24 protein-coding genes and 1 pseudogene are annotated in these 22,528 nt (G+C 72.3%); 19 read left to right on the top strand and 6 right to left on the bottom strand.

Annotated elements, in window-relative coordinates:
- Positions 1-20 precede the first annotated feature (20 nt).
- From Vqi01_RS19110 to Vqi01_RS19095, 5 genes are all read left to right on the top strand, one after another.
- Positions 21-1,049 carry a hypothetical protein gene (locus Vqi01_RS19110; RefSeq protein ID WP_204036177.1) on the top strand — a complete coding sequence of 343 codons (1,029 nt, stop codon included), beginning with the start codon at positions 21-23 and terminating at the stop codon, positions 1,047-1,049.
- A 92-nt stretch (positions 1,050-1,141) separates the two neighbouring features.
- Complete coding sequence (locus Vqi01_RS19105) at positions 1,142-1,927, top strand: LmeA family phospholipid-binding protein (protein ID WP_204036176.1); 786 nt, start codon at positions 1,142-1,144, stop codon at positions 1,925-1,927.
- A gap of 73 nt (positions 1,928-2,000) precedes the next feature.
- Positions 2,001-2,078: an Ms5788A family Cys-rich leader peptide gene (locus Vqi01_RS31630; protein ID WP_311202345.1), complete on the top strand. Its 78-nt coding sequence runs from the start codon at positions 2,001-2,003 to the stop codon at positions 2,076-2,078.
- A 212-nt stretch (positions 2,079-2,290) separates the two neighbouring features.
- Entirely contained in the window at positions 2,291-3,139 is an 849-nt protein-coding gene (locus Vqi01_RS19100) for a sulfurtransferase (protein ID WP_204036175.1), read from the top strand.
- Positions 3,139-3,462 carry a DUF1416 domain-containing protein gene (locus tag Vqi01_RS19095; protein ID WP_204036174.1) on the top strand — a complete coding sequence of 108 codons (324 nt, stop codon included), beginning with the start codon at positions 3,139-3,141 and terminating at the stop codon, positions 3,460-3,462. Before Vqi01_RS19100 ends, Vqi01_RS19095 begins: the two co-directional genes overlap by 1 nt.
- A gap of 142 nt (positions 3,463-3,604) precedes the next feature.
- On the opposite strand, the gene Vqi01_RS19090 is transcribed toward Vqi01_RS19095, so the two are convergent.
- A complete protein-coding gene (locus Vqi01_RS19090) occupies positions 3,605-7,960 on the bottom strand; it encodes a S8 family serine peptidase (protein WP_239098493.1) in 4,356 nt (1,451 codons plus the stop codon).
- 290 nt (positions 7,961-8,250) lie between these two features.
- Between Vqi01_RS19090 and Vqi01_RS19085 the strand changes: the two genes are divergently transcribed.
- On the top strand, positions 8,251-8,802 hold the full coding sequence (locus tag Vqi01_RS19085) for a winged helix-turn-helix domain-containing protein (RefSeq protein WP_204036172.1): 552 nt from the start codon (positions 8,251-8,253) through the stop codon (positions 8,800-8,802).
- Between the two features lie 50 nt (positions 8,803-8,852).
- Positions 8,853-9,713, top strand: a complete 861-nt coding sequence (locus Vqi01_RS19080) for a hypothetical protein (protein ID WP_239098492.1) — start codon at positions 8,853-8,855, stop codon at positions 9,711-9,713.
- Between the two features lies 1 nt (position 9,714).
- Here Vqi01_RS19080 and Vqi01_RS19075 read toward each other — a convergent pair whose 3' ends face one another.
- The gene (locus Vqi01_RS19075; protein ID WP_204036171.1) at positions 9,715-10,077 is read right to left on the bottom strand and encodes a DsrE family protein; all 363 of its coding nucleotides are present in this window, start codon (positions 10,075-10,077) and stop codon (positions 9,715-9,717) included.
- 23 nt (positions 10,078-10,100) lie between these two features.
- Here Vqi01_RS19075 and mtfM point away from each other — a divergent pair, with 23 nt between their 5' ends.
- Together mtfM and Vqi01_RS19070 are read left to right on the top strand one after the other, a co-directional pair.
- Positions 10,101-10,205 (top strand): small membrane protein MtfM, encoded by a 105-nt coding sequence (gene mtfM, locus Vqi01_RS31340; protein ID WP_046570768.1) that lies wholly within the window; start codon positions 10,101-10,103, stop codon positions 10,203-10,205.
- Between the two features lie 52 nt (positions 10,206-10,257).
- Complete coding sequence (locus tag Vqi01_RS19070) at positions 10,258-10,863, top strand: heme-binding beta-barrel domain-containing protein (RefSeq protein ID WP_204036170.1); 606 nt, start codon at positions 10,258-10,260, stop codon at positions 10,861-10,863.
- On the opposite strand, the gene Vqi01_RS19065 is transcribed toward Vqi01_RS19070, so the two are convergent.
- Positions 10,844-11,716, bottom strand: coding sequence for an aminotransferase class IV (locus tag Vqi01_RS19065; protein ID WP_204036169.1), 873 nt, complete (start codon positions 11,714-11,716; stop codon positions 10,844-10,846). The genes Vqi01_RS19070 and Vqi01_RS19065 overlap by 20 nt on opposite strands.
- 69 nt (positions 11,717-11,785) lie before the next feature.
- Between Vqi01_RS19065 and Vqi01_RS19060 the strand changes: the two genes are divergently transcribed.
- The 4 genes from Vqi01_RS19060 to Vqi01_RS19045 all read left to right on the top strand — a co-directional run bounded on the left by Vqi01_RS19060 (position 11,786) and on the right by Vqi01_RS19045 (position 15,303).
- A complete protein-coding gene (locus Vqi01_RS19060) occupies positions 11,786-12,214 on the top strand; it encodes a Fur family transcriptional regulator (RefSeq protein WP_204036168.1) in 429 nt (142 codons plus the stop codon).
- On the top strand, positions 12,211-13,323 hold the full coding sequence (gene ygfZ / locus Vqi01_RS19055) for a CAF17-like 4Fe-4S cluster assembly/insertion protein YgfZ (RefSeq protein WP_204036167.1): 1,113 nt from the start codon (positions 12,211-12,213) through the stop codon (positions 13,321-13,323). Before Vqi01_RS19060 ends, ygfZ begins: the two co-directional genes overlap by 4 nt.
- 99 nt (positions 13,324-13,422) lie before the next feature.
- A complete protein-coding gene (locus tag Vqi01_RS19050; RefSeq protein WP_204036166.1) occupies positions 13,423-14,250 on the top strand; it encodes a beta-keto acid cleavage family enzyme in 828 nt (275 codons plus the stop codon).
- Between the two features lie 99 nt (positions 14,251-14,349).
- Positions 14,350-15,303 carry an asparaginase gene (locus Vqi01_RS19045; protein WP_204036202.1) on the top strand — a complete coding sequence of 318 codons (954 nt, stop codon included), beginning with the start codon at positions 14,350-14,352 and terminating at the stop codon, positions 15,301-15,303.
- Positions 15,304-15,484: 181 nt separating this feature from the next.
- On the opposite strand, the gene Vqi01_RS19040 is transcribed toward Vqi01_RS19045, so the two are convergent.
- Positions 15,485-16,282, bottom strand: a complete 798-nt coding sequence (locus Vqi01_RS19040) for an alpha/beta fold hydrolase (RefSeq protein ID WP_204036165.1) — start codon at positions 16,280-16,282, stop codon at positions 15,485-15,487.
- A 111-nt stretch (positions 16,283-16,393) separates the two neighbouring features.
- On the opposite strand from Vqi01_RS19040, the gene Vqi01_RS19035 reads away from it, so the two are divergent.
- The 4 genes from Vqi01_RS19035 to Vqi01_RS19020 all read left to right on the top strand — a co-directional run bounded on the left by Vqi01_RS19035 (position 16,394) and on the right by Vqi01_RS19020 (position 19,345).
- The gene (locus tag Vqi01_RS19035; protein WP_204036164.1) at positions 16,394-17,137 is read left to right on the top strand and encodes a helix-turn-helix domain-containing protein; all 744 of its coding nucleotides are present in this window, start codon (positions 16,394-16,396) and stop codon (positions 17,135-17,137) included.
- Positions 17,137-18,057, top strand: coding sequence for a hypothetical protein (locus Vqi01_RS19030; protein WP_239098491.1), 921 nt, complete (start codon positions 17,137-17,139; stop codon positions 18,055-18,057). The genes Vqi01_RS19035 and Vqi01_RS19030 overlap by 1 nt, the downstream gene beginning before the upstream one ends.
- An 89-nt stretch (positions 18,058-18,146) precedes the next feature.
- A complete protein-coding gene (locus tag Vqi01_RS19025; protein WP_204036162.1) occupies positions 18,147-18,461 on the top strand; it encodes a DUF2516 family protein in 315 nt (104 codons plus the stop codon).
- The gene (locus Vqi01_RS19020; protein ID WP_204036161.1) at positions 18,458-19,345 is read left to right on the top strand and encodes an alpha/beta fold hydrolase; all 888 of its coding nucleotides are present in this window, start codon (positions 18,458-18,460) and stop codon (positions 19,343-19,345) included. The genes Vqi01_RS19025 and Vqi01_RS19020 overlap by 4 nt, the downstream gene beginning before the upstream one ends.
- Here Vqi01_RS19020 and Vqi01_RS19015 read toward each other — a convergent pair.
- The gene (locus Vqi01_RS19015) at positions 19,335-20,249 is read right to left on the bottom strand and encodes a LysR family transcriptional regulator (protein ID WP_204036160.1); all 915 of its coding nucleotides are present in this window, start codon (positions 20,247-20,249) and stop codon (positions 19,335-19,337) included. The genes Vqi01_RS19020 and Vqi01_RS19015 overlap by 11 nt on opposite strands.
- A gap of 116 nt (positions 20,250-20,365) precedes the next feature.
- On the opposite strand from Vqi01_RS19015, the gene Vqi01_RS19010 reads away from it, so the two are divergent.
- Positions 20,366-20,710, top strand: coding sequence for a YybH family protein (locus Vqi01_RS19010; protein ID WP_204036201.1), 345 nt, complete (start codon positions 20,366-20,368; stop codon positions 20,708-20,710).
- Between the two features lie 69 nt (positions 20,711-20,779).
- Positions 20,780-21,551 (top strand): annotated as a pseudogene (locus Vqi01_RS19005) (SDR family oxidoreductase).
- Here the strand turns inward: Vqi01_RS19005 and Vqi01_RS19000 are convergent.
- The gene (locus tag Vqi01_RS19000; RefSeq protein ID WP_204036159.1) at positions 21,542-22,522 is read right to left on the bottom strand and encodes a helix-turn-helix transcriptional regulator; all 981 of its coding nucleotides are present in this window, start codon (positions 22,520-22,522) and stop codon (positions 21,542-21,544) included. The pseudogene Vqi01_RS19005 and the gene Vqi01_RS19000 sit on opposite strands and share 10 nt — an antisense overlap.
- Between the last annotated feature and the right edge of the window lie 6 nt (positions 22,523-22,528).

Raw genomic sequence — 22,528 nt, 5'->3', positions numbered from 1 at the left:
GGGTCTGGCACGATCGGTGGGTGCTTCCCTCCAGTTCGCCCGAGACCGGCCGCGATCCCTGGGCCGACGACCCGCCGCCAGCGGGCGGCCCGGAGTCACGGACCCCGGTGGAGCCGGAGGAGCGGCGACGCTCCGGTGGCCCGCGGCGCCTGCGGCGGGGCGGCTCGCCCCGCCGGGCCGACGAGACGCTCGACACCGGCGAGGACGAGGAGGAGCAGCCACCGGTCGAGGTACGCAAGCAGCTCTCGCTCGCCATCGGTGGGTTCGCCGCGCTGCTCGGCATCGGTCTGGTCATCGGGGCCCAGAGTTCCGGCCCCGGGCACCGGGTGCCCTTCACCGTCGTGGTGCTCACCGTGCAGCTGTTGTTCGTGCTGGCCTGGACGATGGTCACCCGGCCGCCGGCGCTGGCGGTGGTACTCGGGGTGAACGTGGTGGTCGCGGTGACGGCCGACGTCGTGGCCGTGCGCAGCGCCGAGGCCCGACTGGGCCCGCTCTGGTACGTCGCGATCGGCGGGTTTCTCGTCGCGGTGCTCGGCCAACTGATTCGCCGGGTGGACCGGGCCCGGGTGACCGACTCGCTTCGGACCACCGCCACCATCACGCTCGGGGCGGTGGCCCTCGCCACGCTCATCGTGCTCAGTCGGATCCCCGCCGGCACCCAGGCGATCACCGTCTGTCTCACCGCGGTCGCGGTCGCGCTGGCCGTCGCCCGGATGGCCGACGCCGTCGCAGCCTGGCCGCTACTCGCCCCTCAGGTGCCCAGGGGAGCGGCGGGCGTGGTCGGCGGCGCCATGGTCGGCACGCTGGTCAGCGCCGTATTCGGCAGCTACCTGGTCACCCCGTTCACGCCGCCCAGGGCCGCGATTCTCGGCCTGGTCGCGGCGGTCGTCGCCGTCCTGGCTGACCTTGCCGCTGGGTACGCCGAGGCGGGCCGACAGATGGCCGGCGAGTTGCAGACCGGGTGGGCGGCCCGACACGTGCAGGGTCCGCTCGGTGCCGTCGCGATGGTGGCGCCGGTCGCGTACCTGATGTGCCGGTTGCTGCTGTAAACGGCGCGACGGTTGAGAAGTCAGGGCGGCGGGTACCACCGGTGCGCCGCACCGTGACATCGATAGAGACGTACGGCAGAAGGGGAGACGGCGTGGAGCACGAGCAGACGTACGGACGGCGACCGCGGCGGCGGGGGCGCAAGATTCTGATCGGGTTCGGCGTCCTGTTGCTCGTGTTCGTCTGCCTGGTCGTCGTCGCCGACCGGGTGGCGGTCAGCGTGGCCGAGCGTGCCATCGCTGACGAGGTCAGCCAGCAGGTGACCCAGCAGGGCGCGCAGTCCGCGCCGCCGGAGGTCGAGGTGGGCGGTTTCCCCTTCCTCACCCAGGTTCTCGACGGCCGCTACGAACGCATCTCGATCAAGCTGCGTGACGTGCAGGGCTCGGTGCAGGGTGAGGCGGTCGCGCTGCCCAGCCTGAACGTGGACGCCCGGAACGTGCGGGCCTCGCTGGACACGCTCCGTTCCGGCCAGGGCGACGTGGTGGCCGAGACCGTCAAGGGCACCGGCACGATCAGCTACCAGAGCGTGGCCGACCTGCTGAATCGGGAGGGTCTGGTGCTCGGTGAGCGGGACGGGAAGCTCGCCGTCACCGCGCCGGTGGACATCCTCGGCCAGCGACTGACGGTCACCGGCACCGCCGACATCGTCGTCGGCGAGCAGGGGCGCATCGCGCTGAAGTTCAACAACCTCAACGCCGAAGGGCTGCCCGACGCGCCGCTGGCCCGCACCCTGGTCAACAACTTCGCCCGCAGCATCTCGGTGGACGTGCCCCTGCCGGATCTGCCGTTCGGGCTCTCCGTCCGCGAGGTTCTCCCACGACCGGAGGGGCTCACGGTCACCGCCGACGCTCGGGACGTACCCATCAACGCCGCTGGCTGACCCGCCAAAGCGGCGTCCCGGATGATGGTCGGCCCGGTGGAGATTCCTGGGATGGCTGGTAGGCTCGCTGCTCATGGGGACGCTCCTCACCAAACGGCGCGCGGTCGACCTGTGCCGCGTGGCCACCTGCCTGTGTCGCCCCGTCATCTGACGGCGGGGCTGCTTCGGGCCGCCTAGCGGCCATCGGCACTTGGGGTATGCGAACCTGCATCCCGGTGTACCCCACCGGACGCCCGGCAGCGGCGCCGTCGCACAAACCCGTGATCCGTTCCTAGCTATGGGTCCCGCGCGTGGTGCGACACATCCACATCCAACGACCTCCGCGCGCTGGCTCACCATCCATCCTCACCAGGGAGTGATCTGATGAGTCGCGACACCGCACTCGTCTCGGCCGACTGGGCCGAGAAGAACCTCGACGCCCCGGGCGTCGTCTTCGTCGAGGTCGATGAGGACACCTCGGCCTACGAGACGGGCCACCTGCCCGGCGCCATCAAGCTCGACTGGAGGACCGACCTCCAGGACCCGGTCCGCCGGGACTTCGTCAACAAGGCCCAGTTCGAGGCGCTGCTCTCCGAGCGGGGCATCAGCAACGACGACACCGTCATCCTGTACGGCGGCAACAACAACTGGTTCGCCGCGTACGCGTACTGGTACTTCAAGCTCTACGGCCACCGTGAGGTCAAGCTGCTCGACGGCGGCCGCAAGAAGTGGGAGCTGGACGCCCGGCCGCTGGTCACCGATCCGGTGACCCGCCCGGCCACCCAGTACGTCGCGAGCGAGCCGGACAACTCCATCCGGGCCTTCCGGGACGAGGTCGTCGCCGCCATCGGCACCAAGAACCTGGTCGACGTGCGCAGCCCCGACGAGTACGCTGGCCGGCTGCTCGCCCCCGCCCACCTGCCGCAGGAGCAGGCCCAGCGCGGCGGCCACATCCCGACCGCGATCAGCGTGCCGTGGTCGAAGGCGGCCAACGAGGACGGCACCTTCAAGTCCGACGACGAGCTGCGCAAGATCTACGGCGAGGCCGGGCTGGACGACAGCAAGGAGACCATCGCCTACTGCCGGATCGGCGAGCGTTCCTCGCACAGCTGGTTCGTGCTCCAGGAACTGCTCGGTCACCGCAACGTGAAGAACTACGACGGCTCCTGGACCGAGTACGGCTCGCTGATCGGCGTGCCGATCGCGCTCGGCGACGAGCCCGGGGAGGCGTGATGACCGCACCCACGGCCGCCGGTTGCGCGGCCCCGGACCAGGCCGCCCCGCTGCCCGCCAGCATCGACCTGGAGAAGGAGACCGTCATCACCGGTGTCGTCCGCTCCACGCAGGGCGAGGCGGTACCAGGTGCGTACGTCCGCCTGCTCGACTCGACCGGTGAGTTCACTGCCGAGGTGGTGACCTCACCGGCCGGTCAGTTCCGGTTCTTCGCCGCGCCGGGCAACTGGACCCTGCGGGCGCTCTCCCGCCACGGCAACGGCGACGCCGCCGTGACCGCGGATCGAGGCATCCACGAGGTGACCGTCACGGTCACCGACTGACCCACGCTCTGATCGGCCCAGTGGCCCGTGCCCCCGCTGCGGGGTGCGGGCCACTGGGTTGTCTCAGGAGGGCTCCGTTCCGGCGGAATTGTGGTGACCGCCCCCGCCGGATACCGCCATTCCGTCGATATGGTGTTGATCCTCAGATGCCGGTGGCTCTGGTACAGGTGGAGGCCGGATCAAGGGCGAAGTCGAGGGTGCCGACAATGCCCGCTCCGATCTGGTGGCGGCGCACCTGCGGCACCCAGCCGTCCTTGGCCACGATCACCTCGTACCGGCCCTTCGCCAGCCACCAGGCGTACCGGCCGGTGCCGTCCGCGGTCAGCGTGGTGCCGGTGCCGGCCGAGAGGAGGTTCACCCGGACGGTCGCCGGGATGCCGACCGTCACGCCACCACAGGTGGTGCCGGTGACAGTGCCCTGGATCTTGCCCCAGTTGGCCGGCGGCGACACGTTCATCTCCACTGACACCGGGGTGACCGCGTACGGGGTGTCCGAGACGACGGCCAGTTCGCCGGCGTACCGGCCCGGCTGGGCGACGCCGGCCTCGGCGGTGGCGGTGAGCGCGACGGTCACCGTCCGCGAGGCGCCCGGGGCCAGGGTGAAGGTGGCCGGTGCGCCGCTGATCCAGGGTACGTCCGCGTCGGCCGCGCACGTTTCCAGGCCGCCGAGCCGTTCGCTGTCCGCGCTGCCCACAAAGGAGCTGGGCGAGCCGCCGATCTTGTACGTACCGCAGGCGGCCGCGCCCCGGTACCGGCCGAATCGGGCGTTCGGCAGGTCACGCCAGGCCCCGGTGGCCGGATCGAAGCCGACAGTGCGGTTGGTGACCGTGGTCGACGCCGCCGTCACGCCGCCGGCCAGCACGAGCATCCCGCCGGCCGCCGCGTACTGCGAACCCCACAACTCCAGCGGCAGCGCCGGCAGCGGACTCCACCCGTCGCTCGCCGGGTCGTACCGGTAGGCGTCGGTGTACTCGGTGCTGCCGGTGCCACCGGCGCAGTAGACCGCAGCGCCGATCCCGCCGCAGGACAGCCAGGACACCGGGTGCGGGTAGGCGGCGCGGGTGGCGAACGACCCGGTCGCCGGGTCGAAGACCACCAGTTGGTCGGAATCAGTGCAGGTGGCGTCGGCGCAACCGCCCACCAGGTACACCTTCCCGCCGAGTACGGCCTTACCGGCCGCCGCTGTCGGCGCCGGGTTGGTCACCCCCGGCAGCGTGCTCCACGTGCCGGCGACCGGGTCGAAGACATCGACCGTGGCGTTGACGCCGCTGCTCGCCCAACCGCCGATCACGTAGAGCTTGCCGTCGATCGCCGCCACCGCCGGCTTGGAGCGTGCGGTCGGCAGGTCGGGCAGGGCGATCCAGGCGTTGGCCGCCGGGTCGTACGCCCATGCCTTGCGCTCGGTGCCGGTGCCATCGCCACCACCGATCGAATAGACCTTGCCGTTCAACCACGCCGCGGCGTTGTCGTAGGTCGCCGCCGGCAGCTTGGCGATCTCGTCCCACGCCTCCGCGGCGGTCGGCCCCGCCTCGGGCGCCGCCCCGCCGTACGCGGTGCCGGTCCGGGCCTTGCTGATGCCCTTCACCTTCTGCTCGCGCAGCGGTGCGCCGCCCTGGTTGAGCAGTTCGAACCGGCCGGATCGGTCCAGCAACTCCACGCTGGCCGGTGCGGTTCCGGTGTTGCGTACGGTCACCCGGGTGGTGCGGGTGCTGCCGTACGGCTGATGCGATTCGATGGTGATCGGGCTGACGGTCAACCGGCCGGCGGCGAGCGCGAGATCAGCCCGCCGCACGTTGTCGGCGACCACCGCGACGTCCCTGGTCACCGGCGTGTACGGCGTCCGGCTGGCGGTGAACGGGTGGGTACCGGTCAGGCCGGAGAAGATCCAGTAGAAGCCGTCCGGTTCGCCCGTGTCCTCGCCGATGGCGGCCGATACCGCGCGGTCCTGCGGCCGGTCGTCGCTGATCACGGTCACTCCGTTGAGGGCGGCACCGGTGGTGCGGTCGGTGGTGGTGCCGACCACCAGCCCGCCGGGCACCGGTGAGCAGTTCCGGTTGACCACCTCCACGTCGTCCACCTGCCACCACCAGGCGAAGGTGCCCTTGTACCGGAAGCGGACCCGCACGGCGGAGGCGTTCGCCGCCACGGTCAGCGGCACCTCCTCGACCCGGGGGCCCCGCCGACTGGCCGTCTGGTGCCACACGTTGGCCCAGGTGGCGCCGTCGTCGGTGGAGACGTCGATGTCGGCCGTGTCGCTGACCCCGACGGCCCGCCAGTCGCTGCGGAAACGCAGCACCGGCGCGCCGACGCCGGCCAGGTCCAGCGGCGGGGTGATCAGGTCGGTGTCCTGGGTGTTGCCGCTGCCGAGCGCGTCGCTGTCGACGATGGCGAACCCGCCGGATCCACCGGTGAGGTTGCCCCGCGAGCGTGCATCGGTGAAGCCCCAGCCGCCGGAGGCGGTGCGGTTGGCCACCGTCCAGCCCGCCGGGGCGCTGGTGCCGTCGAACGGCTCGCGCAGCAGCGGCTCGCCGAACCGGCCGGCGTAGCCGGCGGCGGTGCAGGCGGCATCGACCGGCAGGCTCACGTCGACCCGGGCGCCGTCGTCGCCCACCGGCACCTCCCGGCTGACGGTGCGATAGCCGGGGTACCGGGCGGTGACGGTGAGCCGGTACGAGGAGTCGCTCGGCACGGTGAAGGAGTAGCGACCGGTGACCGGGTCGGTAGAGACGGTGCCGGGCCGCCCGGCCACCTCGATCTTGGCGTACAGCGGCCAGCCGTGGCCGGAACCGTCGGTGACCCTTCCGCTCACCGTGACCGTGGGGGCCGCGACCAGGGCGAAGTGCCGGGTGACGGCGCCACCCTCGGGCAGGGTGACGATCGCCGACTGACCGGCGTAGCCATATGCGCGTACCGCGAGGGTGATATCCCCGGTCGGCGCGTTGAGCGCGTACCGGCCGTCGGGTCCGGTGGTGGTGCTGCGGGTACCGTCGGTCACCGTCGCGCCGGCGATCGGGTCACCGGCGTGCTTGTCGCTGACCACGCCGGTGATCCGGCCGACCGAACTCCGGGGTGCCTGGAGCACCGCCGCGTACGCGTCGAGGCGCCCCTCCCCGAAGACGTTGTTGTCGGCCGCGGTGCCGCCGCAGGTGGTGGCATCGACGTCGCGGGCGGTCCGGTCCAGCAACTCCTCGGTGGCAGCGAGGTCGCCGCGCAGGCCCGGTGCCGCCGACCAGAGCAGCGCCACCGTGCCGGCGACGTGCGGTGCGGCCATCGAGGTGCCGCTCATCGAGGCGTATCCGCCGTTGCGGACGCTGGAACGGATGCCGCTGCCGGGCGCGGCGATGTTCGGCTTCAGCGGGTCGGTGCCGGAGCCACGGCCGGAGAAGCCGGCGATGTTGCCGTTGACGTCGTACGCCCCGACCGCGTACGCGTTCGGGTAGTCGCCGGGCGAGCCGGCACTGCCGCAGGCCGGGCCGTCGTTGCCGGCGGAGAAGACCGGGAAGATGCCGGCCGCCCGCCAGGCGGTGACGGTCTGCTGGTACCAGGGGTCGCCGCCGTCGCCGCCCCAGGAGTTGTTGACGATGTCGGGGCGCAGGTCCGGCCGCGGATTCCGGCCGCTCGCGTCCGTCGGGGCGAGCACCCACTGGCCGGCGGCGAGCAGGGAGGCGTCGGAGCAGTCGTCCGACTCGCAGCCCTTGGCGGCGATCCAGCGGGCACCCGGCGCGACGCCGATCTGGTTGCCGGCACCGTCGTCGCCGACCATCGTGCCCATGGTGTGCGTGCCGTGGTCGTCGTTGTCGCAGGGCGCGGTGCTGGGGCAGACACCGGCCGGATCGAACCAGTTGTAGGCGTGGTCGAAGCCGCCTCCGGTGTTGCCGCGGTAGGAGCCGACCAGCGCGGGGTGGTCGTAGCGGACCCCGGTGTCGATGTTCGCCACCACGACGCCCTCGCCCCGGTCACCGAACTCGTCCCACACCCGGGGCGCACCGATGTTGGTCAGCCCCCACTCGATCGCGGTGGTGCGGGCCCGCGTGGCGTCCGGGGTGGGCCGCACCAACGGGTAGCTGCGGCTCGGGGTGATTCGGGCAACCTCGGGCCGGCGCGCGATCTCGTCGAGCAGCGCCTTGTCGCCCTCGACCCGCAGCGCGTTGGCGATCCAGTACGCGGTGTGCGGTACCTTCCGCCCGTCGAGCACCGCGCGCAGGTCGCGCTGGGTACGAGTGGCCGTGCTGGTGAGCAACTGGTGCACCGCACGGGCCCGGCCGTCGGGGTCACGCAGCCCGGCCGTCTGGGTCAGCGGGGCGGTCTCCCGCAGGTACACCATGAACGTCGCGGTCGGTGTGGCATCGAGCCGGTCGAGCAACTCCTGGTCGACGGTGGCTCTGGGCTGCCCCGGTTCCGGGGCCGGCGCGGCGAGCGCGGGCTGGGTGGTGACGCCCAGCACGGCGGCGGTCAGCAGCGCCACCGCCCGCCACCGGGTGGATGATCGTGTGAACAAGCTTCCTCCCCACGTTTCGGTCCCGATCTGTCGGGTTCCGCACATCCGCGCGCCCGGCTGCGGCATCGCGGCGCGGCCGGGGCGATGTGGGTGGCTGGTGGTGATGCCCGCCCGCTGAGAGTCATGCTCTTGCCAGGACAGCCGGTGATCAATGGGCGGCGTCGGTCAGTACTCGGTCAGTGACGGGTCGCAATCATGACCGTTAAGCTGAGGGAGAGGGTGCCATCGGTGATCGTCGTTGTCGATGGGTGAGAAGTCGCAGGTCAGCGCGGCGCTCTCGGGGAGGCAGCGTGTCCGGTGGGGAGATTCCGATCCTGGTCTGTGTCAGCTCCGACGCCACCGTCCGACAGCGCGTCGTGCAGCGGCTCGACGGGGTGGGGCCGTTGGTGATCTGCGCGGACCTGGCCCAGCTCCGGGCGATGTTTCCCGCTCCGCCTGCGGAGACCGTCACACCGGGCGGTGGCGGACACGAGGCGTCGGCGCAACCTTCGGGCAGCTGGCGCGACCTCGTGATCGACCGGGCCGGGCACCTGGTCACCTGGCGGGGCGTACCGCTGGGACTGACGCGCACCGAGCGGGAGCTGCTGGCCCGGCTGGCCGGCCCACCCCCCACCCTGTGGAGCTACGAGCGGCTGTTCGCCTCCGTCTGGGGCGGCGCCTACCTCGGCGACACGGCGATCCTGCACTCGGCGGTGAAGCGACTCCGGCGCAAGCTGCGTCCCCTGCCCGACGGGCCGCAGGTGCAGACCGTCCGTGGCGTCGGCTACCGGCTCAGCGCGCCGCCCGAGACGGTCGACGGCCGTGTTCCCGACACCGGGCCGTCGGCCGTGGACCAAGGCTGACCGTGGGCGCTGGCGGCGGAGCATCCTGCCGCCCGTGACACGATGGCCTGGTGAGCGGTGCAGTTTCCACCGGGTATCCCCCATCCGCAGACCCCCGGCCACCGGCGAGCGGTCCCCGTTGGCCGCGCTGGCTGATCGCGCTGACCGTGGCCTGGGCGGTGCTGCTCGCCGGCCTCACCTGGTTCTCGACCCGCAACGACCCGCCGACCGTCCGCGAGCAGCGCACCCTGGCCGAGGCCGGTCCGGTCGTCGACGGCGCGATCGGCGAACTGGTCGCGGCGGCGTTCGACGCGGTGCCGGTGCTGATGCCGCCCGAGATCCACCGGGGCTGCCGGGTCACCCCGTTCGCCGACGGGGCGACGCTGAGCCGCGAGGTCGAGCTGGCGGTGCCCGGCGGCGAGGAACGAGCCCTGCTGGAGAGGATCGCCGAGCGTTTGCCCACGACCTGGCGAGCCGGCGTCCGGGTCACCACCGACGGCCCCCGGCTGCGTGCCGACGCGGGTGAATTCGTCGTCGTGCGGGGGCGGCCGGTCGCGGACGGCCGGATCCGGTTGATCGTCGACACCGGCTGCCGGCTGGTCGGCGACGGATACGTCCGGCCCGGACCGGGCGCCGCCGGAGCCGAGGTCGGCGTGCTGGCCGAGGCGCTGCGCGCGCTCGGTGGCTCGGCGGCGGGCACCGAGGCGGCGGTGACCGCGCCCTGTCCCGGCGGCGGGATCGTCCGTACCGCCTGGTCCGGCGTGGGCGAGCCGGCGACGTCACCGCAGGCCGCGCTCGCGTCGCTGGCCGGCGGCGCACCGGTGGTCCAGACCCCGGAGCTGTACGCCTACCGGCGCGACGGCGTGGCGGTGCTGGCCGACCTGCACCCGGACGGCGTACGGGTCGGCGCGACCAGCGGCTGCGCCCGCTGACTCAGTAGACCAACGCCTGCGCGCCCTCGGCCATCGTCTCCTCGACGAACACCGCGGCTCCAGCGATCCGGATGCCAGGCAGCACGTCACCGGCGCCGATGTCGCGGCGGGCCGCGCACTGGGTGCACGCCGTCACCGTGCCGGTGGTGAGGATCACGTGCAGCAGTTCGGCCAGCGGCGGCGAGTGCGGCAACTCGAACTCCTGTGCCCGGCCGGGCAGGGCGAACCAGGTCGACTCGCCGGTCAGCCAGAGCGAGACCGGCACCCCGGCGGCGGCTGCGGTCGCGGCCACCGTGAATGCCTGGGCGCAACGCTCGGGCGAGTCCGAGCCGGCGGTGGCCTTGACGACGAGAGTGCGGGCCATGCCACCAGCATAGGATGGCCCGGATGGTCACCGAGATCGGGTTCGTCAGCCTGCTGGTCGCCGGCCTGGGCGCGCTCGCCGGTGGCCTGGTCTACCTGGCGGTACGCATCTCGAGAGGTAAATGGTGAGCGCGAGGAGTGAGCCGGTTTTGCGAGCCCCGCAGTCGCGAACGAAGGTGGCATGGTGAGCAGCCCGTCGAACGACAATCCGTTGGCACCGCCGCCGTGGCTGAACGCGCCGCCGGTCGACCCGTATCCCTTCGAGGAGAGTCACGATCTGCGCGTCGGCCCCAAACTGCACCCCACGCTGGACGGCCTGCTGCCGTACATCGGGGTGTGGCGGGGCCGGGGCCGGGGTGGCTTCCCCACCATCGAGGACTTCGACTTCGCGCAGGAGATCCGGATCAGCCACGACGGCCGGCCGTTCCTGCACTACGAGTCGAGGGCTTGGATCCTCGACGAGCAGAGCCGCCCGGTGCGTCCGGCGGGCCGAGAGGTGGGCTGGTGGCGGCCGGTGCTGGACGGTGACCGGGCCACCGACGAGTTGGAGGCCCTGCTCACCACCCCCACCGGCGTGATGGAGCTGCACATCGGCCGGCGCAAGGGCACCCAGGTCGAGTTCGTCACCGACGCCGTGGTGCGTACCTCCACCGCGAAGGAGGTCACCGCCGGGCACCGGCTCTTCGGCATCGTCGAGGGCGCCCTGCTCTACGCCCAGGACATGGCCGCCGTCGGGCAGCCGCTCTCGCCGCACCTGTCGGCCCGGCTCATCCGGGTGGCCGGCTGACCGTCGCGCTCAACGGGAACCCGAGCAGGTCCTGAAGTGACCGGGTACGCGGGCTGTGTGGCAGCGGCTCACCGTCGAGGCTGAGCACCGCCACCAGGCCGCGTACGGACGAGGTGAGCCAGACGCCGTCCGCGTCGCGCAGCCCCGTCGGGGTGACCATGCGCTCGGCAGCGTCGCAGCCCACCCGGCCGGCCTGATCGAGCAGCCAGGCGACGGTGGTGCCGGGCAGGATGCCGGTGCGTCCGGCCGGCACCGCGCAGAGCGTGTCGCCGGCCAGCCAGACCAGGTTGGAGGTCGGACCCTCCAGCAGATAGCCGTCGGAGGAGATCCAGATCACGTCGTCGACGCCGGTGCGGGCGGCCCAGCGGCGGGCCGCCGTGCTCGCCCCGTACGACGTCGACTTGATGCCGGTCGGGAGCCAGTCCAGGTCGGGACGCGCCTCGGCGGGCACCCCCAGCGAGAGGGTGGCCACCCGCACCCCGTCGCGCCGCGCCTGCCGGGCCGCCTCGGGGACCGCCGACAGGGTGGCGTAGACGGTCGGCGGGCCGCCGCCCTCCGGCCCGCGGGTGCAGACCAGCCGCAGCGCGCCCTCCACCTCCGCCGGCCAGCCGGCGGCGACGGTGTCCAGCAGTTCGACCAGGGCCGCGTCGTCGGGCAGGGCCAGCTCCACGGCCGCGGCGCCGGCCCGCAGCCGGGCCAGGTGAGCCTCGCGCAGCCAGGGACGCCCGCCGCGCAGATGCATGGTCTCGAAGAGTCCGTCGCCGCGCAGCACACCGAGGTCGTCCCCGCGTAGCACCGGTTCGTCGGCCGGCACCAGTCCCCGGCCGAGCACGCCGATCCGTGACGGCCCCATGGGGGCCGAGCATAGTGGGCGTACCGGTCGTGCCGGGAGGAGCGCGTGCGGCCGAACTATGATCGGAGGGTGTCCGAATCCTCCCTCGCGGAACTGCTCCGCGCCCGTGGGCTGCGGCTGACGGCGCAGCGACAGCTGATCCTCCAGGCGGTGCTGGACCTGGGGCACGCCACCCCTGAGCAGGTGCACACGGCGGTACGCGAGGTGGCCGCCGGCGTCAACATCACCACCATCTACCGCACGTTGGAGCTGTTGGAGCGGCTCGGCCTGGTCACCCACACCCATCTGTCGCACGGTTCGCCGACGTACCACGCCGCCGGTGAGGACCAGCACGTCCACCTGGTGTGCCGGGAGTGCGGCGCGATCGACGAGATGGAGCCCGAGTTGCTGCGCCCGCTGGCCGACCGGTTGGCGCGCGAGCAGGGCTTCCGGGTGGACATCGGCCACGTCTCCTTCTTCGGGCTGTGCGGACGTTGCGGAAACGGGGAGCAGCAATGATCGACATCGCGGGTGCGGTGGCCGTGGAAAGCATCGACGAGGCCAGCCGCGACCAGCCGGAGCCGGCCCACGCGGCGGCCGGAGTTCGGGGTGTGGCCGCGCACTACGGCGACCCGATGCGCGAGCAACGCCTGCTGGACACCGAGGTGGGTCTGGTGGACCGGTCCCACCGGGGAGTGATCGCGGTGTCGGGCGCGGAGCGGACCTCCTGGCTGCACACCCTCACCACCCAGCACCTGGCCGAGCTGAGCCCCTGGCAGGGCACCGAGCTGCTGGTGCTCTCGCCGCACGGTCACGTGGAACAGCACGCGATGGTCACCGAGGACGGCGTCACCACCTGGCTGGACACCGAGCCGGGCTCGACCGAGGGCCTGCTGGGCTACCTGGAGAAGATGCGGTTCTTCAGCCAGGTGGAGCCCCGCGACGTCACCGCCGAGTACGCGGTGCTGTCGCTGGTCGGGCCGAAGGCGACCGAGGCGCTGGCGACGCTGGACGTGCCCGCACTGGCCGAACCGGACGTGGTGGCGATCCCCGGCGCCAAGTTCCGTGCCGGTGAGCTGCCGCCCCGGCCGACCGCCCGCTACGACGTCAAGCCGCTGCCGATGGGCGGGTGGGCCAGGCGTGGGCCGCTCGGGATCGACCTCCTGGTGCCGCGGGCGGGCATGGACCAGACGGTCGCGCAGCTACGCGGCAACGGAGTGCCCGCGGTCGGGCTGTGGGCGTACGAGGCGGTGCGGGTGGCCGCCCGGCGGGCCCGGGTCGGCGTCGACACCGACCACCGGACGATTCCCGCCGAGGTGAACCTGATCGCTCCGGCCGTGCACCTGGACAAGGGGTGCTACCGGGGTCAGGAGACGGTCGCCCGGGTGCACAACCTGGGCCGCCCACCGCGCCGACTGGTGCTGCTGCACCTGGACGGGGTGACCACCGACCAATTGCCGGCCGCTGGCACCCCGGTCACCCTCGACGGCCGGACCGTCGGCTTCGTCGGCACCGCCGTACACCACTACGAACTGGGTCAGATCGCTCTCGCGGTGCTCAGGCGCTCCACCGCCGACGACGCCGCACTGCGCGTCGGCGACAGCGCCGCCGCCATCGACCCGACGTAAGGACGTGTTGCAAGGAAGGGCCCCCTTTTAACGCCTGCGGTAGAGAAAGGGCCCCTTCTTAACACCGGTGCCCGGGGCAGCCGTTCTAGGATCGCCGGCATGACAACAGGGACGTTGATCACGGTTGCCCCCACCGGCGCGGAGTCGGCCAAGACCGAGGTGCCGGCGCTGCCGGTGACCCTTGACGAGCTGCTGCTCACCGCGAAGGAGTGCGCGGCGCTGGGCGCCGCCGTGATCCACGTACATATTCGCGACGACGAGGCGCGCCCCACCCTCGACCAGGGCCGGTTGCGGGAGACCGTGGCAGCGCTGCGCGAGAACACCGACCTGATCGTGCAGCTCTCCACCGGCGGAGCGGTCACCGACCCGGAGGCCGACCGGCTCGCCGTACTGGACGCCGGGCCGGACATGGCCTCGTGCACCATGGGTACGGTCAACTTCGGCGACGATGTCTTCCTCAACCGCTGGGAGTTCATCGTCGACCTGCACACCCGGATGCAGGAGCGGGGCATCGTGCCGGAGTACGAAATCTTCGACCTCGGCCACCTGACCGCGTTGCAGCGCCTGCTCGGCCGGTACGGCCTGCCGCACGGCGGCCACGTGCACGTCGACTTCGTGATGGGCGTGCCCGGTGGCATGCCGGGCAGCACGGCGACCCTCGTCGCGGCCCAGCAGATGCTCCGCGACCTGCCGGAGGGCACCACTTTCTCGGCGACCGGCATCGGGCGTACCACCATTCCGGTGATGCTGGCCGCGCTCTCCGCCGGTGGCCACCTGCGGGTCGGCATGGAGGACACGGTGACGTACGCCAAGGGCCGCCCGGTGGAATCGAACATGCAACTGGTCGCCCGGGCCGTCGGCTTCGCCCAGCTCGCCCAGCGTCCGCCGTTGCACCCCACCGCGGCCCGTCAGCTGCTCGGTATGTAAGCCCGGTCTGGTCGGCAGCCGGTTACGTCCGGAGGTGGACTCCCTGCTCACCCCGGCGTCCGCCCGGCCACTCCCCCCGGTACCGTCCACCTTGTGGGAATGACGTACCGGGGTGGCGTGCCGCTCGCCGAGGTGGTCCGGTCCGGCTTCGTGGAGGGTGTGCACCGTGGCTCGGTGGTGGTCCTCGACGCCGCGGGTACGGTGCTGGCCGGCGTGGGTGACGTGGTGTCGCCGATCTTTCCCCGCTCGTCGAACAAGCCGATGCAGGCGGTCGGGATGCTCGACGCCGGGTTGCCGTTGACCGAACCCGCCGACCTGGCCCTGGTGGCGGCCAGCCACGCGGGGGAGGAGTTCCACCTGGCCCGGGTCGCCGGGCTGCTCGCCGACGCCGGGTTGGACGAGGCGGCTCTGCACTGCCCGCCGGAGCTGCCGGTCGGGGAGCAGGCCCGCGCGGCGGTGTTGCGGGCCGGGGGCGGACCCACCCGGATCCAGATGAACTGTTCCGGCAAGCATGCCGGGATGCTGCTGACTTGCCGAGCCGCCGGTTGGCCGGTGGACGGGTACTGGCGGCCAGGGCATCCCCTCCAGCAGCGGCTGCGGGGCGTGATCGAGGAGTTCACCGGCGAGGAGGCGGCGGCGATCGGGGTCGACGGGTGCGGGGCTCCGGTGCTGGCCGTGTCGCTGACCGGGCTGGCCGGGGCGTATCTCCGGCTCGTCGGGGCCGAGTCCGGCACGGCACCCGGGAGGGTGGCCGATGCGATGCGGGCCTACCCGGAGATCGTCGGTGGGACCTGGGCTGAGGACACCCGGCTGATGCGTGGCGTACCGGGACTGCTGGCGAAGGTGGGCGCGGAGGGTGTCATCGCCACCGCGCTGCCGGGCGTCGGTGCCGTGGCTCTCAAGATCGACGACGGCGGCGGCCGGGCCCGGATGCCGGTGCTGGTCTCCGCGCTGCGTCGGCTCGGCGTTGACGCGCCGGTGCTGGAGGAGTTCGCGGAGGTGCCGATCTTCGGCGGCGGCCTCCCGGTCGGTGCCGTACGTCCGCTCTGGTAGCAAGCCCCGCCTCGGTAGCAAGGCCCGCCTCGGTAGCAAGGCCCGCCTCGGTAGCAAGCCCCGCCTCGGTAGCAAGCCCCGCCTCGCCGATCTTGCACTTTCGGTCGCCGAGATATCCCTTCCGCTGTCATTTGTCCCGACGGAAAGTCCATGATCGGCGGGGTGGGGGTGGGGGTGGGGGTCAGGGGAGGAAGTCGAGCAGGGCGGCGTTGACGGGGGCGGGGCGTTCCAGGGGGAGTAGGTGGGCGGCGTCGGGGACGTCGGGCAGGCGGACCGCCTGCGGGGATTCGGCCGCGATGCGGTCGGCCAGCTGCCGGATTTCGGGAACGTCCGCCGCGCCCGCGCCGACCAGCACCGGTACGCGCAGTTCCCCGAGCCGTCCGATGGCGGGCGGGTCCAGTTCGGCGACGTCCACCGCGCCGAGCGCCAGTTCGGCGGCGAGCGCACGTTCGTCCATTGCGGCCGCGAAGTCGATCAGCTCCGGGTCGACCTGCTCCGGGGCGCGCTCTGGGCCGACCACCCAGAACCGCACCTCGCCTGCGGCGGCGGCGGCGAAGTCCTCCGGGTCGACGTCGCCGATCAGGGCCTCCCACAGGTCGTTGGTCTCCTCCGACCATTCGTGTCCGGACACTGCGGTGCCGAGCAGGGCGAGTGCGCTCACCCGGTCGGGATGAGCCAGGGCGGTGTCGATCGCCACCGCCCCGCCGAAGGAGCAGCCGACCAGGGCGGCGTGAGCCAGGCCGAGCGCGTCGAGCAGACCGGCCACGTCGTCGTGGTGGGCGAACGACGCGGGCGGCAGCTCGGACTCGCCGTAGCCGCGCAGATCCAGGGCGATCACGCGGTGCCGGGTGGCCAGCGCGTCGATCTGCTTCCGCCACATCCGCCGGTCGGCGATGCCGGCATGCAGCAGTACGACGGGGGATCCGCTGCCGGTGTCGTCGTACGCCAGCATTGCGCCATTCACTTCGATCTTGGGCATCGGAGGACCATACGATCGGGGACGAGTGGCGCGCAACTGGACAATGAGACCCTGCTAACTCCGGCAAGCGTTTCGCTTGCAGCTGTTAGCGGGGCGAGTTAGCGTTGAGTCATGGCTACTCCCAAGGACCTTCCCGACGTCGGCGGGTTCATCCGTGACCTGCGGCGGAACGCGAAGATTTCGCTGCGGCAGCTCGCCGAGCAGGCGGGGGTCAGCAACCCCTATCTCAGCCAGATCGAGCGTGGCCTGCGCCGGCCCAGCGCGGAGGTCCTCCAGCAGCTAGCCAGCGCCCTGCGGGTCTCGACCCCGGCGATGTACCTGCGGGCCGGGTTGCTCGACGACAAGGAGGGCCAGGGCGTGCTGGCGGCCATCGCGGTCGACCAGGACCTGACCATGGCCCAGAAGCAGTCCCTCACCCAGATCTACGAGACGTTCCGCCGGGAGAATGCCCGGCTCGCCGAGGCGACCGCCGCCGCTGCTGACGCCGCCCGCGAGGGTGCCGCCGCCCCCGAGGGTGCCGCCGCCCGCGAGGGTGCCGCTGGCCGCGAGGGTGCCGCTGGCCGCGAGGGTGCCGCTGGCCGCGAGGGCGGCGTCGCCACCGGCGGTGCCGCCGACCCCGAGGGCACCCCGACCGGCGGGAATGACCTCACCAGCCCCGACCACACCGCACCCGACGTGGCCAACCTGGCTGCGACCGGGCCCATCAACGTGGACGGCACCCCGACCGAAGCTGTGCTGGAGTCGGTTGCCGTGACCGAGGCGGGTGCGGCCCCAGCGCCGGCCCCCACCCCTGTTCGGAAGGCCGCCCGCAAGGTGGTCCGCAAGGCCGCTGCGCCGGCCCAGGAGGAGAAGTGATGACTCAGCCGAAGACCAACCGTATTCCCGCCCCTCTCTACGCTGCCGCCGGTGCCGGTGAGCTGGCATTCGAGCAGCTGCGCAAGCTACCCGCCGTGGTCAGCGAGCTACGTGACCGGGTCGTCGCCGACGGCGGCCGGGTCGTCAGCGACCTCGGCGGCAAGGCCGTGGTCACTGGCTTTGAGCTGCGCCAGAAGGCCAACGAGGCGCTGCGCAACGCCAATCTGACCACCGAGTCGCTGCGCCAGAAGGCTGCCCCGGCGGCCGATCTCAACCGGCTGCGTGAGGCTGCCGACCTGTCGAAGCTGCGTGAGGCTGCTGATCTGTCGAAGCTGCGTGAGGCGGCTGACCTGGACCGGTTGCGGGGGCTGGCTACCCGCAACGCGGCCGTGGTGGCCGCTGGCGCCCACGCCGCCCAGGAGCGAGCGCTGGCCGCGTACAGCGCGCTGGTCGCGCGGGGCGAGCGGGTGGTCGGCACGGGCGTGCTCGAGGCCGCCGAGACGGTGAATGCCGATATCGAAGCCGCCAAGCCGGCTGCGACCGCTGAGTCGACCGCCAAGCCGGCTGCGACCGCTGAGCCGACCGCCAAGCCGGCTGCGACCGCTGAGCAGACCGCCAAGCCGGCTGCGACCGCTGAGCCGACCGCCAAGCCGGCTGCGACCGCTGAGCCGACCGCCGAGTCGACCACCGAGGGGGCGGCCAAGCCGGTGGCTGAGGCGGCGAGCCCGGCTGAGGTACCGAGCCCGGCTGAGGTACCGAGCCCGGCCGAGGTGGCCGAGATCGCCGAGGCCAAGCCGGCAGCCGCCAAGAAGGCCGCCAGGGCCAAGGCGAGCACTCGGCAGCAGGCTGCCGAGCGGACCGCCACGCCGTCGGCGAAGCTGCCCCCGGCCACCAAGCGGAGCCGCCCGGCCGCCGAGTGACGTGGCCGGACGATCTCGCTGAGCTGCCGGCGACCCCCGGTGACCGTCCTGTCGGACGGATCCGGGGTCGCCGGCATAAGCTTGCCCCCATGGCCAACGCCGCGCCGATCTTCGCTTTCGACGTCCGCTACGTGATCGACCTGATTCTGTTCGTCTTCGCGCTGGTCGTGCAGGGGGTCGCCCTCGTGCACGCCATCACGCAGCGCTCCGACGCCTTCCCCGCCATCGGCACCCTGCCGAAGGGCGGGTGGATCGCGATCCTCGCGGTCACCCTCCTGTTGACTCTGCTCACCCAGACCACGCTCAGCATCTTCGGTCTGATCGGCATTGCCGCGGCCCTCATCTACCTGCTCGACGTCCGGGTCGGGCTGCGCGAACTCGGTGACGGCAGAGGAACCTGGTGAGGTCCTTCCGCTGGCCCCCACCACCTGACGGCGGCCCGCGGACCTGGGGTCCCGGGCCGGGCGGTCCGCGCAACGGGCGGCCCGCGCTACCCGAGCCGGAGACTGAGCTGGTCGCCACGCCGCACGGCGTACGGCTGGAGCGGCTGGTCACCGGCACCGGCGAGCCGGTCACCGTGTTCGCCCACGGGTTGGGCAACGGGATAGCCACCACCCGACCCTTCGGCAGCGGCGTCACCGGCCGGAAGGTCTTTTTCCAGTTCCGGGGGCATGGCCGGTCCGAGGCGCCCGAGGGCCTGTGGAGCTATCTCGACCTCGCGCGGGACCTGCGGGCGGTCGCTGACCTCAGCGGCGCCACCCGCGCCTTCGGGGCCAGCCTTGGCGCCGGCGCACTGTGCCGCCTGCTCGTCGAGAGCCCGGAGCGCTTCGAGCGGCTCGTCTTCTTCCTGCCCGCCGCCCTCGATCAGCCCCGGTGCCCGATCGCCCGGACGCGGCTGATCGAGTTGCTGTCGGCGGTGGAGAGCGGAGACGCCTCGGCGGTGGCCGAGGTCGTCGCGGCCGAGCTGCCGCCGGCCGTACGCAACACTCCGGCGGGGTGGGCATACCTGCGGCAGCGCCTGGACTACCTGCTGCGCGACGGGCTCGCCCCCGGGCTGGCCGACCTGCCCGGACAGATACCACTGCCCGACGCCGGGGCGCTCGCGGCGGTCACCGCGCCGGCTCTGGTCATCGCGTGCGAGGGCGACGAACTGCACCCGGTGGAGGTCGCCGAGCAACTCGCCGCCGTGCTGCCCCGGGCGACCCTGCACCGGTACGACCGCCCCGGCGTGCTCTGGACGGAACGCGCCGACCTGCGCGAGCGGATCTCCGAGTTCTTCAACCGGTAGCCGGCGCTGCCCCGCCCACGCCGACGGGCTCGATGAACGCGCGTCGACTGTGTACGAGCAGTTCCCGCACCGCAGGGCTGGACGTGCTCTTCCAGACCAGGGCGAGCAGAGCGGGCGCATCGAGGTCCTCGATGACGAGTGGGGTGAGCCGGTCGCGGTAGGCGGCGGCCATCGACTCGCTGAGTACGGCGACGGCGAGGCCCCGGGCGGCCAGGTCGGCGATGGCGTCGGCGGCGCTGGCCTGCAATGTGATCGCCGGCCGGAGACCCCGCGCAGCGCAGGCCCGGTCGAAGACCGTCCGCAGGCCGGTGCCGGACGGCAGGCAGGCGATCGGGTGCTCGGCCAGGTCGCGCAGCTTGACCTGGTGGCGAGCGGCCAAGGCGTGCCCGGCCGGCACCGCCACCACCAGTGGTTCGCTGATGATCGTGAGCGCGTGCAGCCCGTCGAGCTCGGCCGTGGCGGTCCCGACGAGGGCCAGGTCCAGGGTGCCGGCCCGTACCGCCTCGATGAGCCGGTCCGAGTTCTCCTCCAGCAGCGAGATCTCGACGCCCGGATGTGCCCGGTGGAAGGCGGCGAGGGCGTCGAACAGCGGGGTGATCGTGCAGCCGATCACCATGCCGACGGTGAGCCGACCACGGATGAGGTCGGTCACCTCGCCCACCGCCTGCCTGACCGCCCGGGCGGCGGCGAGCGCGGCACGCGCGGGTTCGAGCGCCGCCTTGCCCGCCACGGTGAGGGTGGTGGTGCGGGCGGAGCGGTCGAACAACTCGGCACCGAGTTCACGTTCCAGTTGCCGGATCTGCGCGCTGACGCCGGACTGGCTGATGCGTACGCGTTCGGCCGCCCGGGTGAAGTTCTGCTCCTCGGCGACCGCGACGAAGTATTCCAGCTGCCGCAGTTCCATGACCACAGATTCTAGTTACTAGCAGAACCATCTGTTGGACTTGTGGATGGTGCCGGGAGAAGCTGGGACATCCGAACGACTTCGAGGAGGAAGCCATGCCGGAGTACGAGAAGGCGATGCGGCCCGAGGACATCACCCGCCTCTTCGTGGCGCGCTCCAATGCCGGCGATGCCGCCGGGGTCGCCGCGCTGTACGAGGTGGACGCCGTACTGGCGTACCCGCCGGGCAGCCAGACGGTGGGCCGGGAAGCGATTCGCGCGCTCTGGGAGAAGGTGCTGACCAACCGTCCGCATTTCGAGCCGGAGCAGCCGTTGCCGACACTGATCAGCGGCGACATCGCCCTCACCTCGACCCCGCCGCGCGACGGATCCGGCGCCCGGGCGCAGGTCGTGCGGCGTCAGCCCGACGGGAGTTGGCTCCGCCTGCTCGACCAGCCAGAGTTCGTCCCACCCACCCGCTGAGCCGTCGGAACAGCGGCGCGCACTTCCGCCGATAAAAGCTGACTTCAGTTGTCAGGTATCCCTGGCAACCTGCCTCCCACGACAAAACCGCCCATCGGAAAGGTGGCGCTGGTCGCCGGGGCGACCCGGGGCGCCGGCCGGCAGATCGCCGTGCAACTCGGCGCCGCAGGCGCCACCGTCTACGCCACCGGGCGTAGCAGCCGGGCCGGCCGCTCGGAGCTGGACCGGCCGGAGACCATCGAGGAGACCGCCGAGCTGGTGACCGAGGCTGGCGGCACCGGCATCGCGGTCCGGGTGGACCACCTGATCCCGGACGAGGTCCGAGCTGGCGGTCGACACCCATGTGATCACCAGCCACTTCGCGCTTCCACTGCTGATCCGTCGGCCCGGCGGCCTGGTGGTGGAGGTCGGTGACGGCACGAAGGCGTACAACGAGGAGAACTACCGGCTCTCGGTCTTCTACGACCTGGCCAAGACGTCGGTCAACCGGCTCGCCTTCGGCTGGGCGCACGAGCTGAAGCCGTACGACTGCACGGCTGTCGCGCTCACGCCCGGCTGGCTGCGCTCCGAGGCGATGCTGGAACACTTCGGGGTGACCGAGGCCAACTGGCGCGACGGCGCGGCGAAGGATCCACACTTTCTCATCTCGGAGACCCCGGCGGTCGCCGCCCTGGCGGCCGACGCCGACCGGGCCCGGTGGAGCGGGCGGTCGGTCTCCGCCGGCGAACTGGCCAAGGTGTACGGCTTCACCGACGTCGACGGCAGCCAGCCGGACGCGTACCGCTACCTCACGGAGGTGGTGGACGTCGGCAAGCCCGCCGACGTCACCGGCTACCGCTGATCGTCCAGATAGAGCGCGGCGATCCGGGCTGCCGCCTCGGTCATGCGGGTCCGCAGCTCGGGTGGGTCGAGCACCTCCACGTCGGGGCCCAGCCCGAGCAGTTGGGTGTACGCCACGTCGACGGATTCGACGGGCAGCTGGGTGGTCACCCAGCCCTGCCCGTCGGGTTCGCCGGCGGCGGCGACTGCTTCGGCGTACCCGAAGGGGATGTCGGTCAGGTGCTTCAGTCGGCGCAGGCCGACGGGGCTCAGCCGGAGTGTCACCTTGGCCTGCAGCATGCCCCGCAGGAACGCCTCGGCCTGCTCCTGCCAGTACCCGGCGAGGTCGAAGCCGGACTCCCGGTCGAAGGTCTCCTCGTGCTGCTCGACCGTGGTGACCCGGTCCACCCGGTAGGTCCGCAGATCCTCGCCGATTCGGCCGACGAGATACCAGATTCCGCTTTTGAGGACCAGGCCGTACGGGTCGACCCGCCGGGTCACCTCCCGGTCGCCGCGCCGGTACCGCAGCGTCACCGTCCGGTCCTGCCAGACCGCGCCGGCCAGCTCGGCCAGCCACGGCGGCGGTGCGCTCTGGTGATACCAGCCTGGCACGTCCAAATGAAATCGTTGGCCGGTGCGGACGGGGGCGTCGCGCAGGCTCGGCGGCAACGCCGCGAGGAGCTTCAGTTCCGCCGCCGCGACTGCGTCGGCCAGCCCCATGTCGCCGGCCGGGCCGGGCAGCCCGGCGAGGAAGAGCGCCTCCGCCTCGTCCCGGGTCATTCCGGTCAGCCGGGTCCGGTAACCCCCGAGCAGTCGGTAGCCGCCGGCCCGTCCCCGGTCGGCGTAGACCGGCACCCCGGCGGCGGAGAGCGCCACGACGTCCCGGTAGACCGTACGCTCGGAGACCTCCAGCTCGCGCGCCAGTTCGGCGGCGGTCATCACCTCCCGCGCCTGCAACAGCAGCAGCAACGAGATCAACCGCGACGCCCGCACCCCACC

The organism is Micromonospora qiuiae, assembly GCF_016863555.1.
In the GTDB taxonomy this organism is placed as follows: Bacteria; Actinomycetota; Actinomycetes; order Mycobacteriales; family Micromonosporaceae; genus Micromonospora; species Micromonospora qiuiae.
Note: the sequence above shows the minus strand (reverse complement) of the source record. Positions and strands in the feature narration are given on the sequence as shown.

Coding starts and splice junctions, on each gene's coding strand:
- Vqi01_RS31630 (WP_311202345.1), top strand. CDS start 2,001: ATGGGGACGCTCCTCACCAAACGGCGCGCGGTCGACCTGTGCCGCGTG.
- Vqi01_RS19100 (WP_204036175.1), top strand. CDS start 2,291: ATGAGTCGCGACACCGCACTCGTCTCGGCCGACTGGGCCGAGAAGAAC.
- Vqi01_RS19095 (WP_204036174.1), top strand. CDS start 3,139: ATGACCGCACCCACGGCCGCCGGTTGCGCGGCCCCGGACCAGGCCGCC.
- Vqi01_RS19075 (WP_204036171.1), bottom strand. CDS start 10,077: ATGGCCCGCACTCTCGTCGTCAAGGCCACCGCCGGCTCGGACTCGCCC.
- mtfM (WP_046570768.1), top strand. CDS start 10,101: ATGGTCACCGAGATCGGGTTCGTCAGCCTGCTGGTCGCCGGCCTGGGC.
- Vqi01_RS19070 (WP_204036170.1), top strand. CDS start 10,258: ATGGTGAGCAGCCCGTCGAACGACAATCCGTTGGCACCGCCGCCGTGG.
- Vqi01_RS19065 (WP_204036169.1), bottom strand. CDS start 11,716: ATGGGGCCGTCACGGATCGGCGTGCTCGGCCGGGGACTGGTGCCGGCC.
- ygfZ (WP_204036167.1), top strand. CDS start 12,211: ATGATCGACATCGCGGGTGCGGTGGCCGTGGAAAGCATCGACGAGGCC.
- Vqi01_RS19050 (WP_204036166.1), top strand. CDS start 13,423: ATGACAACAGGGACGTTGATCACGGTTGCCCCCACCGGCGCGGAGTCG.
- Vqi01_RS19045 (WP_204036202.1), top strand. CDS start 14,350: ATGACGTACCGGGGTGGCGTGCCGCTCGCCGAGGTGGTCCGGTCCGGC.
- Vqi01_RS19040 (WP_204036165.1), bottom strand. CDS start 16,282: ATGCCCAAGATCGAAGTGAATGGCGCAATGCTGGCGTACGACGACACC.
- Vqi01_RS19035 (WP_204036164.1), top strand. CDS start 16,394: ATGGCTACTCCCAAGGACCTTCCCGACGTCGGCGGGTTCATCCGTGAC.
- Vqi01_RS19030 (WP_239098491.1), top strand. CDS start 17,137: ATGACTCAGCCGAAGACCAACCGTATTCCCGCCCCTCTCTACGCTGCC.
- Vqi01_RS19025 (WP_204036162.1), top strand. CDS start 18,147: ATGGCCAACGCCGCGCCGATCTTCGCTTTCGACGTCCGCTACGTGATC.
- Vqi01_RS19015 (WP_204036160.1), bottom strand. CDS start 20,249: ATGGAACTGCGGCAGCTGGAATACTTCGTCGCGGTCGCCGAGGAGCAG.
- Vqi01_RS19010 (WP_204036201.1), top strand. CDS start 20,366: ATGCGGCCCGAGGACATCACCCGCCTCTTCGTGGCGCGCTCCAATGCC.